Annotated in this window: 5 protein-coding genes; all 5 read right to left on the minus strand. The window is 27.9% G+C overall.

The features are described from left to right. Positions 1-739: 739 nt before the first annotated feature. The gene (hisS, locus tag A1OE_RS01090; protein WP_015088053.1) at positions 740-2,113 is read right to left on the minus strand and encodes a histidine--tRNA ligase; all 1,374 of its coding nucleotides are present in this window, start codon (positions 2,111-2,113) and stop codon (positions 740-742) included. Between the two features lie 3,609 nt (positions 2,114-5,722). After that, a complete protein-coding gene (locus A1OE_RS01095; RefSeq protein ID WP_015088061.1) occupies positions 5,723-6,328 on the minus strand; it encodes a cyclodeaminase/cyclohydrolase family protein in 606 nt (201 codons plus the stop codon). Beyond that, complete coding sequence (locus A1OE_RS01100) at positions 6,328-7,173, minus strand: bifunctional 5,10-methylenetetrahydrofolate dehydrogenase/5,10-methenyltetrahydrofolate cyclohydrolase (RefSeq protein ID WP_015088062.1); 846 nt, start codon at positions 7,171-7,173, stop codon at positions 6,328-6,330. Before A1OE_RS01100 ends, A1OE_RS01095 begins: the two co-directional genes overlap by 1 nt. Before the next feature lie 2,251 nt (positions 7,174-9,424). Beyond that, positions 9,425-10,339 (minus strand): acetylglutamate kinase, encoded by a 915-nt coding sequence (gene argB / locus A1OE_RS01105; protein ID WP_015088067.1) that lies wholly within the window; start codon positions 10,337-10,339, stop codon positions 9,425-9,427. Positions 10,340-12,841: 2,502 nt separating this feature from the next. Then, on the minus strand, positions 12,842-13,654 hold the full coding sequence (fabI, locus tag A1OE_RS01110; RefSeq protein WP_015088071.1) for an enoyl-ACP reductase FabI: 813 nt from the start codon (positions 13,652-13,654) through the stop codon (positions 12,842-12,844). Between the last annotated feature and the right edge of the window lie 1,403 nt (positions 13,655-15,057).

A 15,057-nucleotide genomic window follows, 5' to 3' on the forward strand; every position in this document is an offset into this window, starting at 1 on the left:
TTGTTTGATTACTTGCTAGAGTAATATTTTTTACTTAAATTTTTGCGCTAACAGTTATTTGTTTACAATTGCACAAAATAATCAATTAATTATTCAAGGATATTGTATAGGAAGTTATATTTAAAGGTAATTAAAGCTAATGACTGATGATTAAACTTGCAGCTTATGCTGATTAATGATAGTTAAATTTTTAATATTATTTTAAGTAGACATTAATCTTCAGCCATGATTTATTTATTTATCAAGAGCATTCGATAATATTATCTTGCTGTAAATTTTTTACTCAAGAAAACAAGGTGATTACCTAGTTTAGATAAGGTTATAAATGACTAAGTAATTATTGATATTTGCAAAGTACTGTTTAGTCGAATGTTGGAAAGAGATCAATGATTATGTATATCGTTTATATACTAGAACTACTAAGTAAATTATTTTTTACAACTACTGCATCATATTAAATATAAAGTGGATATCTGAGTTAGATCGATATATGACTGATGGTTATGATTAATTATTCCACTATAGACTTAATTTATTAGGTAAGTTTGTGCGCTATTGCAGTAAGTTTCTAATTCACAATAAACTTAGCAAATTATTTAAATGCTCATAATTTTAACTAAAAATTGATCTTTGCTTGTAATTAAAATATTTCGCTACTTTCTTTTCTGAAAGAAATAACAATATCATTTTCAGCAGAAGCGCTGAGTACATTGGAATAAAAAATAAATATAGCTAAATATTAGCAGGCGAGCATCTTATTGATTGTTTCAACTAACTTAGAATTATTTACTACAATCTGCTTGCGTGTCGTCATGTCCTTTAACTGCCAAGTTCCGTTAATGAATTCTTTTTCACCGGCGATTATAGCTAGTCTAAATCCTTTACGATTGGCATATTTAAACTGCTGACTGATGTTAGTTTGCTCTGTGGCAATTTCGGTAGCAATTCCTGCTTGGCGTAGTCTGTTAGCAATACTTAAATAACGACCTAAGTAACTATGGTTAAACACAATAATTAAAACTGGCTCAATGCTAGGTTTTGCTTGCTGAAGTAATCCTTTATGCATCAAATGACTAATTAGGCGGGTTAATCCAATAGACATGCCAACGCCAGGTAACTTACGATTACTATAGAGGCCAACTAGATTATCATACCGCCCGCCAGAGCAAATGCTCCCAAGTGCAGGATGATTGGTTAAAGTTGTCTCATATACTGTGCCAGTATAGTAGCTAAGACCTCTTGCAACAGAAAGGTCAAGAATAAAAGTTTTAGAAGTTAAACCAAGACTATAAACTATCTCAGAAACTGTAGTAAGTTCCTTAATGCCAACCTTATAAGTTTCATTCGCTTTATGGTTTTGCTCTACTAAAGTAAGCAGCTTGTCGATTACCTCATCTACAGGACCTCTTAAGGAGGTATATGTTATGATTAAATCAATCTGATTATCTTTCAACCTATACAACTGAAAGAACTGCTTGCGTATTTCATCTTGTCCTACTTTTGCTATTTTATCAATCAATCGCAAAGCGTTAGTGATTGAATTAGCCGGAATACCTGCACCTAGCAATAACCCTCCTAGTAGCTTACGATTACTCATGTGAATTTGAAATGGCCCGATATTCATATCTTTAAATATACCATCAATAATTATTGGCAGTTCAGCATCATTTATTAGATTTAGTGTTTGATCGCCGATAACGTCAATGTCGCATTGAATGAATTCTCGGTAACGACCAGCCTGAGCTCTTTCACCACGCCATACTGGCTGTATTTGATAGCGTCGAAATGGAAAAATTAACTTACTTGCATGTTGTGCTACGAAGCGTGCCATAGGAACTGTTAAATCAAAGCGTAGCGCAAAATTAGTTTCATTATGCTCATTAGCTATTCGATGTACACCGTATACTTGCTTTTCGATGCTGCTGGTATTGTTAGATTCTTCTTTTGCCATGAGCACTTCGCGTAGCTCGAAGGCTGAAGTGTTTAATGGCACAGCTCCTGTAAGCTCGAAATGTTTTCGCACAATATCCTTATAATGATTAAAGGTGATCTGCTCAGTAGGTAATAATTCTTGCATGCCGCTTATAGAGCGAGGGCGGATCATAGCTGTCATAATTCCTTAGCAGATGGCAGTGTTTTATATGTCATAAATAGAAAAGCTAGTTTTAAAGTAAGTAATCACACAACGTTTAATAGATCATAAAATATTTATTTTAAAATTGATACAAGTATATATATAAACTTGCGATTGAAGTATAAATTATTAAAATAATCTTTATCATAAGATCATAAAATTTTAACTAATAGCGGATATATGATTAAATTGGTAGAATATCTTGTATTAAGAATATTACTTGTCTCAGATATAATGCTTTATATAAAGCATTATATCTGATAGCTTTGTTCATGTTCAGCTGTTTGCAGAGCTAAGCTAACACTTGTAAAGTATCTAATAGTATAAAGTTAAAAAGCAATCAACTTACTGACAAATAAAAATTGATACAGCTTTGAATCTATTTTCATTCTTCATTTCACTGCGATTAGATTAGTAATAATCGTGATTTAAAGTGGCTAACTTAGATAGTTAGAGAGTCAATAAAATCTTAAATTTTAAAAAATCAGACACCGGTTAATATAATTTTTTCTTGATACAAGTGTTCTGTAATTTATTAAAGCATAAAAATAATTAAGTAATTTTTATAATAAAAGTAGAATTAAATATAATTTGTACAATGCACTATTAGTGCAACTTGATCTAGTAGCATATATTTAATAAAGAAAATTTTAGTTTAATAACCTTTATTAAGGTATTAATTAGTAATAAACATGCCAGTAAAAGTGTTGTTATATTTTAGTTTTAATTATTATATCTTGGAATGTAATATGGATTTGTTCTTGATAAGAAAGTCAAATCTTTTTACAATTATTTGTCGAATATTATTGGTCTTTCTTCCAGAACGGAAGGAATTTTACTGATGGCTATTTTAGCTTATATATACTTTAGCTAACACAGGTACTTGAACTAATTATAGTTATTAAATTAACTTAACATATTGAGTAGGTTTATTGTTTGTAGGTTATACTGTAGCACTTTTGAGAGTGATGAATTTAGATTAGAGTTAAACAAAATGATTAAATTTGTTATCATAATTTATAATCCACAGATATCTTCTTTAAAGTTAATAAAATTAGCTTACAAAACATCTTACCTGATATAATTATTGTTTATTCATAAATTCTTCACATTGAAGAGAAGTTCTTTACGGTATTTTTTCAGGTATAAATTAATCTATTTAACACTCCATTCGATTATTTTTAATTACTCAACTAATTTTTTAATCTGTTCTATGATTAGATAAAATTATCTAGCTCATAATGGGCTTTACTTAATAATATCCGATTAATTATCGATCTTGTGTAGCAGTTCGATTTTGTTGCGAATTAATATGCTGTAGACAATTTATTAGTAGCTGTTAGATTATAATTTTTATAAATATATGATAAATTTTTATCAAAAAGTATTTTTCGCCATGATGTAGAAGTAAAATGTAAATTTTATTGATTTATTATAAATTGATTTAAAATATATTGTTTGGCTTCAGACTATATTAAGTTTTTTCTGCCTTAAGAAGGCTTACAGCTAATAGTGATTTCATGGCGTGTTAGGTACAGTACAATAAATTTTATCAGAAATAAAATCATCTAAAATCATTGGAGAATACTACGGATAAAAATACTAGTATTTAGCAGATTTTTTGATAAACATAAAATTTATTCTTTCTTGCTTCGACAAACAGAGTGTTTTTTTCGAGAAGAAGATTAACGGATAAATTGCTTTATTGAAAATAAATCGATAAGCTTATGGATATGAATATAAAATCACTTATTATGCAGCGATAATTACGAAACAGTAGTTTTTTATAATTATCGCTGCAATAGCTTGTTTATATTGATTAAATTCATTGAATTGAAGTAAAAAGGATATTCTTTGATAAATAATCAAGCGTTACACTAATAATATTTGCAATATATGCTTAAAATTAGATAAATTCATTCATAAATATTATATCTTTACTTAATTTCAGCAATACAATATTTAAAAAATTATTAAGGTTAATTACTATTAATTTTTAAAATTATAAAAGTAATTTGCTTATCTGCACAAATTTTGCTTTTAAGCAAAAAATATTTTATTTATGATTATCAAATTTGATTTATACAAAATATTTATTAATATATTATTAAGTTAATAATATATTAATTAGCGATAGATTTAATTTACGTCTTAAATTAATAAAATTATTTTTATTCTATTTGATAAATAATGCCATTTCGTTAGATATTTATCATCAACTGAACAATTAATATTTAAGTGATACAATCGTTTGACTGTAATTTTATACTACTCAAGATCAAAATTATTTTATAGATAGAATATTAACGTAAATAATTTACGGAGTAAAATTTATATGTATTGATCATGTAAAATTAAATTCATGTTATTCTGAAATTAAATTAGCCATCATTTGTGAAAATGAATGTATAATCACTAAAATAAATACTAGTATTTTTACAAAAAATTTTTAAACTTTTGTGTTTTTTATTATATAAAGATATATTGATATTTAAGTTAATTATTAAGTTACTGTAAAATATATTGTTGATAAACAATATATTAGTTGATAAGCTAACAGTTACAGTATTTGATTGATTTTATCAATGTAGTTTTTATATAGTAAAATGCAATAAGCATTTTGTTTTTCAGTGGAAGCAAACTGCAATAATAGATAATGTTATAACTATATTAAATATTATTTATTTTGTAACTATACTTTTTGAACATTTTTGAGTCATATAGGTAAGTTTACATACAATATAATTTATCTAAGAGATATTTCTATTTTAGCCAAAATAGTAAATAATTTTTATTTACTATCGATTCTCAGTTTTTTATTAAAGTACACTGAATTGCAGATAATTTACTTTCAAAAAAGTAAATTGATTAGTACGATTTAAACAAAAATAAAAATTAAGTTATCTGTTTAAAAGATTTTGATTAACAAATCAACGCTGCTCTTATGATTGAAACGTTATCAATCTTGCGATCGATTAAAATGTCAATTCTATTAACAACTGAACAATGCCAATTGTTAAATAAAATGGATAGAATTATTATAATTTCTGCTAATCACCATGAATTGATCGATTGATTTTTGTAACAATAAAATGGCGCTTGAAATAATTATGACATGATATAATTAATCATGGTACGGTGAATAAGATAACAGGTATAAAAATCCACAAAAGTTTAATCAATTTATAATTTCTTATAGTTAGTATTGAGTGCAAATATATCAACGTTTGATTTGCTACTAGCCTAGAAAGTAGCTAACGCACTACACTCTACCGGAGTGTTTATAAGAGATAATGGTTAATTTTGCTATTTAATTTGTCTAAATTGATTACTGATTATCAATAAACCTGTAAATCCATAATGTTTATAAACAAAATAAACAATACACTAATTTTTAGCAGTTATCGTCAGCAAAATTACTAAATTTAGGCTAAAAGAAAAAATTTTCATTTTTTTGATTATTTATTTTTAAATAGATTTGTATTCATAAATATAATTTATACTATAAATTCCACAGTATTGATGCAGTAACTAGGACAATGATAAATTCTCCTAGTTAGTAGTAACTATAAAGTGGTTAGTGAATATTTATCGCTTAACAGCATGAAACAAGTCAGATGCCTCTGTCATTAATTTAATTTTAGCGTTAGAGTAACTATTCCTTTTATCTTTTGAGCTAATTAAATTAAGATTAGCGTCAACATTAAGTAGTATAGAATTGCAAGATGTATTTAGCAAATTTGCACCTGTATAGACATCGCTAAGAATTGTTTTACGACAGATTGCAATAGACTCTACAGCAATCTTTAAGCCTGTTACACAGTGACTTGCAGCAGATATTGGTACAGCGGTAGCTTTTATTGCTGCTTCGTTTATCGCAAGCTGGCGATTATTGCTTTCTATTTCGTTGTTATTTGGTTTATTTTTAGCTTCTATGAAGCTTGAAAAGCATTCAATATCTTCTATCAGATTAACTTTTAGCGCATCTAGTACAAATTGGCTACGCTTAATTAAATTAAGTAATTGCCCTTTATTGTTTGTTTTTTTAATAGAAATCTTAAGTGCCATTATTACTAGTGCAATCCCCGTCGCAGCCGTATAAGCACCCACCGAGCCTCCACCTGGAACTGGATCATCACTGGCAATTGCTTCAAGGAAATTACTGATTGATTGTTCAAAAAACATGTTTGTCATCAAAAGTATCCTTGCATATTCATGCACTTCAAAAGATTGGAAAAAATAATTACTGAGGTTAATGATCCAACACCACCAGGTACGCTGCTATAGGCCATTACTTTATTAGCTGCTTCAACATCAAAATCACCAACCAACTTATCGTTTTTGTAAGCGATCCCAGCATCAATAATTACATGCCTAGCTGTTACGTTATTAGCATTTAGTAGTCCTGGTTGACCAGTGGCTGTAAAGATAAATTTAGCTGGTCTAAGAGTATGAGCAAGATTCTTACTACGACTATGAACAATGGTTACAGTGGCATTCCGATTGATTAACATAGTCGCTAACGGCTTACCCACAGTTGGACCACGACCTATTACAACTACTTGTTTTCCAGATAACAAATCGATTGTTTCGGCAAGTTTAATACAAGCTTGTGGTGCAGCCGGGCATATTGTTTTATTTTCTTGTCCTTGTTGAATAAGTGCTTGATTTAAAGGATTAAGTCCGTCTATATCTTTCTTTTGATCAATAATAGTCAGCACTTGGTTTTGGTCGAGGTCATTACGTATGGGAAGATCAATTATAATTCCGTGAATTGATTTATCATTGTTCGATACACGAATTAGTGCTTCAAAAGCTTCATGTTTTTTGTTAGAACCAAGCTCAATGACCTTCATAGCAATGCCCAGATTAGCTGCTTGTTTTATTTTAGAGAGGATATAAGGCTTAATTGCTGCGTTATCGCTAGCGATAATTGTCTGGATTGTTGGCTTTATACCTTTAATCTTATAAGCATCAACCTTTGCTTTTACTTCAATTTTTATTGAATCAATTATTTTATTAGCCTTGATTCTCATCATAAACTTTACTCTTATTATCCAATAATGTTGAAACTATAGGACACATTTTTTTTGAAGCTCTGTTGTCCTGGAGGTGATTGTTAAAATTTGGATATTTACCACTCATCGAGAACCGATATTGATGTTGAGTAGAAAAAGTGAAAGTCTGTTATATTAAGATGTTTTATCTAAAAATTATGTCCTCAGTTTATAAATTTTATTGTAAATAGTACCTGCTATTGGTTTAGCATTTACGGGAAACAAACTTAATGGTATTAGCTAATGTTAATACAAATGAACCAGTAAGTAGAAAATATTTTATTTTAAAGGTAATAAAGCAATAGTAAAAGCTTGCAGCTTAGCGAAGAAAAAGAATTTATTGCTGACTGCAGGTCTTATTATTGAAAATAATGCATTTTCTAGAACATTCCTGCTCAGAAATGAGTTCAATATTTGATTAAATAATTATACTAAATTATAAACGTTCAGAAAAACATTGCTAATGTACAGTAAATTAACTTTAATGTATACTGCTATTTCTATTTTGTATTAATCTTTTGGTTGATGAAAAGAAAATTAAGAATAGTTTTTAATATTAAGTGGAGCAATTGGTGCGATATGCTTTATTAGAAGCGTGTAATTATCTAGATATGATATAAGATAATTTTTTTATTAAATTGATTGATTAGCTTTTTGCTTATTCGTTATTTGTATTCTATATTATAAGGATAATATTCAATTAATGGACAAAATTTTTTCTCTTATATTGAATAATAAATGGCAAAAACATATAAAGAATGTTATTTCAAGTAAGCCAAATTAAAGCACAATAAGTATTCATAGTATCAAATTATATTACTTAATCTTATTCTAGTCAGATTATTATTGATATAATAGCCATTGTATGCCTTACGTAATTGCCTTTTTAGTATAAAAAAGTAAATTTATAAATAATACTTAATATACGATTAATGTATACTACTTTTACAACAAATACATTATGTTGCTTTACTCACAAAGTATCTGTAGCCAATGATCGTATATTGATAATACTTGATCCAATAAACTTACTACGGTTGTTGCCCCATATTATAGGTTGCATTGTATAATAGTCTATTAAGCCTTTTTCATTAAAGTTTACTTACGCTGTAAGTAAAAAATTTTTTTATGTAGAAAAAATAGAATATTTATGTTTGCTTAAAAGGATAAATTATATAATCAATTAAGTTGCCTTATTGATATAAGGCGATAAGTAAAGCTAATTCATTAATTAGTTTTATAATTTCTAGTGCAGATTGTAATTTTATTATACGTAGTTTATTAAAAAAATAACTTTATATTACATAATATAGTTTAGGTTATATCTAACCTTCACTTTGTGACACAATAAAAATTATAGACATAATGAATAATAAGATAAAACAGTACTTAAATCAATTAGTTTAGTTGATAATTATAATGCTAAACAAAATTGATAATAGTATTATATATCTAAATGCAAAGATATCACAAGTAAAAATTATTCTTAATAATAAATTTTAGATATAAATTTATTTCGTTAACTATTGTTAGTATGTAATACTATATTAAAGATGATAATTACTTCAATACAGCCATTTCTTACATCTAAGCGAGGATAAACATAAAATGCCATGCTCGGCTATTTATTAATAAAATAATACAAGTAACCTTTAACACTAACATTTTGTAGCGCTACGAGTAATAATTGATCATAAATATTATTTAATTAAACCGGAAATAGCAATAAAAGTGGCAATGAATACTATTTTAGGGTTTAAATAATTTATTTGAGTTAAGCAAAATTAATTAGCTCGCTCACAGTAATGAAATTATAATTTCATTACTGTGATTTTTTAAAAATTTATAGCAAACTCAGTAATTTACTTCTATTATGTCAAATGTATTTGGTCTAAATGCTAATAAATAAATTGATAATCACAAACAAAACTTACAATTGTTCAAAGCTTGTCGATCAAAGCAGGATAGAATCAGTCAGCCCGTTTAGTTTAATAATGATAAAGAAGTTATTGCCATTTGCAGTAAAAAATCTATATAGCTTGACTATACATGTATAAATTATTATGGCATTGGATCTTTTACCTACATAGATCTTCGTTGGAGAATTTGATTCGTTAATTATTGTTATAATTTTTAAGATTAAATCCTCCTATATATCCTTATCAAAAATATAATTAAACTCAATCAAAACTATTTTTATGCTATATTTAGCTAATGTAATAGCTATGCTGTTTTAGTCGCATCGAATCCAAGTACCCATACCATGATTAGTAAATAATTCCAACAATACACCATTTTGAACTCTACCGTCTATTATCACAGCACCCTCAGCACCACATTCTACAGCTTTTATGCATGTTTCAACCTTAGGTATCATACCGTTAAAGATTATCCCCTCATCAATTAATTTACGGGCTTGAGATACAGTAAGTTCTGGAATCAGACAGCCATTTTTATCTAGCACCCCTTCTAAATCAGTCAACAACATAAATCGGCTAGCATCAATGGCAGCAGCAATCGCACCAGCAGCGGTATCAGCATTAATATTGTATGTTTTACCATCATAGCCAAGCCCAATCGGTGCTACTATTGGGATCAGATCTTGCAATGCTAGTGAACGCAATAAGGAAGCATCTACTTTATTAGGTTCACCCACAAATCCAAGATCTATTGCTGTTTTTATCTTGCTATTTGGTTCAACCTTGTTAAGAAAAAGTTTTTTTGCCTGAATTAGTCCAGCATCTTTGCCGGACAAGCCAATAGCTTTCCCACCAGCTTGAGTAACGGCAGAGACTATGGACTTGTTAATAAAACCAGATAATACCATCTCGATAATTTCTACTGTCATTTGATTAGTTATTCGAAGGCCATCTATAAACTCGCTCTTAATATCAAGTCGCTTAAGCATATTTGTAATTTGCGGCCCACCGCCATGCACTACAACTGGATTCATGCCTACTTGCTGCAGCAATACCATATCTGCAGCAAAATTTAGTGCTAAATTATTGTCAACCATCGCATGACCGCCATATTTTATAACTACAGTTTTGCCCGAATATTGGCGCATAAAGGGCAGTGCTTCAGTAAGAATATTTGCTTTAGACAACCAATCTGTCTGTCTTTTAAGATCAATCGGCTTACTGGTCATTGAATTAATTCCTTGACTCTAAAAAAACAGCAAACAACCATATAACACTACTTTAAATAACTATCAGTTTAGCATCAGTATTAGATCCAAACTTGTTAAGTAACTAAAATTGATCTATTTTTGTTATTGCAATCCAATTAAAACAATATCAAGATTATAAATAAAAAGCATGGTATATATTGTTTTATATATAAAATAAATCAGTAAATTTTACTCTATTTGAAACATAATAAATAACATAACTTTTTGAAAATTATGTCATAATGTTACTTTGGTGTATTTATCAGAAAATTAAGTTGTATGCATTGGTTAATTTATAAAATTAATCATAGTATACTCAATTGATTATATCTTAATTTAAATATTCTTTAAGATTGCTGCAAATATTTTGCGATTATATTAGATAGAATGTTAAATTATTCGGTAAATAAAATATAAAAACTACTATTTAAAACAATACTATCGACAAAATTAATCTGATTGATTACAATCATTTAATTGCAAAAATAACAGCTTTATAAGCTATAATTAACAAATTATTATTCCAAACCTAATGCAATGCAATAATCAACCTATTTTATTTTACTGACATCCGATAAATATTGATTATTTAGTAAATTGATTTAAAACCAATATCAATTTACTAATGCTTTAGATGGCATTTTTAAGATAGTTAATTAAACACTTGCTATCAACTAACTTCAAGTTTAATACGACTTAATAAAATTTTAGTATATTCTATATATTAACTTGATTGTAATTATTGCATTACAGATTTTTATCTAAAAAACCTAATACTCAATAATTCTATTTTCACTAAGTATTTTAGTAAAAAAATGTTCAGTTATTATCTATCGAATAAAAAATGCTTGATATATAGATAAGTAATTGTTTTGCTTAGAATATATTTTTACCGTTTAACATTACAAAGCCAATCTATCATTGAATGAGTTGCGCATTGAGCAAATTATTGTTTTATCTTTCAATAACGGAGAAAGAATAAATAAAATTTTATGCATTTTGTCAACAAACTATTTAGTATGAATAATTAAAATATCTTATAAAAAACTTTGTTAATTGGTCGCTAGTCAAAATATAAAAATACTAAATGTTAAAGTTTTAATAAATATGGTAATTTTTTATCGAACTCAATCGGAGTATAGAAATTAAAGGTAAAAATTTTTTACGCAAAACAACAAAATAAGCACAACGTTAAATAAGTAAACAACAAAATTTTTACTGACTACTTATTATAATACAGAATAGATTTTATTTTAACTCGGCTAAATTTTTAATGCATATAATTTTTCTGTATAACATATTTATAAATATGTTAATTTTTTTTGAGTAAAATGATCTGTCCTATATCAATATATGCAATGATACATTAAAGAATATTGCAAAATAGTACTAACTAAGATCTAACATACTAGAAAATTTTTGTATTTAATAATGAAATTTAATAGTAATAATTAAAATATATTAATATTTTTTATATATCTTACAGATATAATGCTATTAAAAATTAGTAATATATCTAAATATATTTTAATATATGATTTGTTATACGGCGCTAACTAGTAGTTAGTTATATTAGCCTAATATATACTACAATACGTCCTGCTAATTATTTTCAATTTTTAATTAATTTTTGCAAAAAGCTTATGTAAAAAATAGTTAAAAATCAATTATATCAATTGTATGTTTTATTTTTTTAATAAAATTTTTTATGCAGGATTTTATCCAACTAGCACAAATTTCATTTATAGAAGAGGTATCTGTTGGTATCCTAGAATTAAATTCTACTTAAATAAATATTTTCTTAGATTTTAACGCAAAAAAGACAATAGAACTATCAATTCTGATCTAACTCACGGCTAAATATATTTTAGTTTTTACCTAATATGCTGGAAAAGTAGTAATAATGCATCAATTATACACTCTCAATACTACAATCATTAACGCTAATCGCATTACAAGTATTTTGAAGTATTTCAGTCAATGCATCAATTAAATAAGTTTCGATTACAATTATGCAAAACAAAAACCATCTGGTTTTTCTTCCGTACATTTCTTCTGTAAGATACAGTTGATTTTGTATTGATAATTAGATTTTTAAGTTTAAAGTAATATAACTAATAATTTAGCATTATTAATTAGGTTGCCTTATAACATTTATTAGCGTAAACTAATCTCCATTATAAGATGATATTCTGAAGAAGGTAGCATTTTACAAATGCCTATTATCTTTCTTATCAAGAGGATAGGCAAAAAATTTTTACTTATTACAAATATCACAGTTAAGTAATATTTAGTTAATTGTTTGAATATGATATTGACAATAAGTTTCTTTCTTTTTTTTACTCTAAGTATTTTTACTGAGTAAAAATCAGTATGACTTGTGGTACAGTTTTGAGTTTAGCTTTTATGAGCTGTATATTAACAAATGATTTAGAACTGGAATAAATTTATTGCTCTTTAAGCAAGATTTTCTTAGTCTTCTCAGATAACGGCAATGTCCGGCGCATCAATAGCTTTCATTCCAACGATATTATAGCCACAATCTACGTGATGAACTTCACCAGTAACACCAGTAGACAGGTCCGATAGCAAGTACACACCTGCTCCCCCTACATCTGTTAGTGTAACATTGCGACGAAGTGGAGAATTGTACTGATTCCACTTTAGTATATAGCGAAAATTTCCAATGCCTGAAGCAGCAAGTGTTTTCATTGGCCCTGCAGACAAACCGTTTACCCGCACTCCCTGATCTCCCATGTCAACGGCAAGATAGCGAATGCTAGCCTCTAGTGCTGCTTTAGCTACACCCATAACGTTGTAGTGCGGCACTACCCTTTCAGAACCATAATAAGTTAATGTCAGCAAACTACCGCCATCTTTCATTAATGGTGCTGCACGTTTAGCTACGGAGGTAAAAGAGTAACAAGAAATATCCATAGTGCGCCGAAAGTTGTCGCGTGTGGTGTCTAGATACTTACCCTTTAGCTCATCCTTGTCAGAATAAGCGATAGCGTGAACAAGAAAATCGAGGTTGCCCCAAATCTCTTCTATTCGACCAAACACCCGATCAACACTAGCATCATCATTAATGTCGCAAGCTTCCACCAAAGTGCTACCAACTTGGTCTGCCAGAGGGCGGACTCTTTTTTCAAGAGCATCACCCATATAAGTAAAGGCAAGCTCAGCGCCTTGCTCGGCAACTGCTTTTGCAATGCCCCACGCGATCGAACGATCATTAGCTACACCCATGATCTGACCGCGTTTACCCGCCATAATGCGGAAATCTTTAGTCATTCAATCCTCAATATCGCTAATAAGCATTCAACGTCGCATCTTACACCAAAAATCATTCTGCGTAAGAAAAGGTAAGTTCGATGATATGTTAATAAGAATCTATTATATAATTATTTTTTAAATAAATTACCTTAAACATACTAATCAAACTTTAGCGCACAAAATTTTTATCTTTGATAAAATAATCAAATTAATGTTGCGAGAAAAATACACAAAAATTTCTTACAATTAAAGGTATTTATTCTAATAGAAAGCAAAACAATAGATCTACAAAAAAAATACAATGCAATATTTAGGTTATATGGTAATTTTTAAATCATTTTATCCCATTGTCTAGACAAAATTTTTACTAAAAATTAAATTATCGGCTATATCATTTCCAATCAATAAGTCCATCATATTTTCATTGCACCGTACAATAGAATTTATCCATTAATTACCTCAAATCAAAAGTGAAAAAGCAAAATGCTCTACCGTTATTACAGCGATTATTCCAAGAATAACAAACTTTATCTTTGTTTGTAATGTTAAGACGATACTTTTTTAAATACTATTTTAGATAAATAGCACGAAGAAAATTATAAAGTTTCTTTCAGCAAATAGCAAAAAACATAATTTAAATTATAATAAGAAAACCACTATTCCTATTAAAAAAGAAGGATAATAATTTCTATTATAACCAGAGAAACAATTGTGTTTATCTAAATAAATAAGTTATTCCGTTTAGTACACAGATAATTATATTATCAAGTGGCCAGCAGCGAGAATAATTTCAAAATTTCATCAAACATCGCCTGTTCAAAATATAATTACTGATCAATTCATCTATTGAAAGTTACATATCACTAACTTCACCACAAAACAATAAAATAAATATTAATATATCATAAATTCAAACATTAAATAAAATTTAGCCAGTATATTCAACACCTAATAAATTTATTCGCTAGATAAACCATTTAATAACCTATCGCAGTATAAATATTACTACCTTTTAGATAGCCTATATCGTTTTATCTTTGGTAACATATACCGATTTATTTAAAATAAATAATGAGTATAATTAAAGATAAAATATAAAAAAATATTTAATGAGTAAGGCTTATATTTATTTAATGTTATTTATTTATTATTTGAAAAATTACTGATGTGCATTACTAGCGATTGACAAAAATAATTGTTTTATATTGTTTGTAGTAGAACTATGCATTCTATTACCATGTATATTAATTTACTTTAAGTTTAGCAAAAAGTAAAGTACCTAAAATTGCCGTATCAAACTTATTAGCTAAATTCTAAAACATTATTAAAACAGCTGTTTTGTAGTCACTAACCTAATAGTTTGGAAAAATTTTTTGAATTATGATTAGAAGCTTGGCATTAGTGCTTACTATAGGCTATCG

The sequence above is a fragment of the Candidatus Endolissoclinum faulkneri L2 genome, assembly GCF_000319385.1.
Taxonomy (GTDB): Bacteria; Pseudomonadota; Alphaproteobacteria; order Thalassobaculales; family Thalassobaculaceae; genus Thalassobaculum; species Thalassobaculum faulkneri.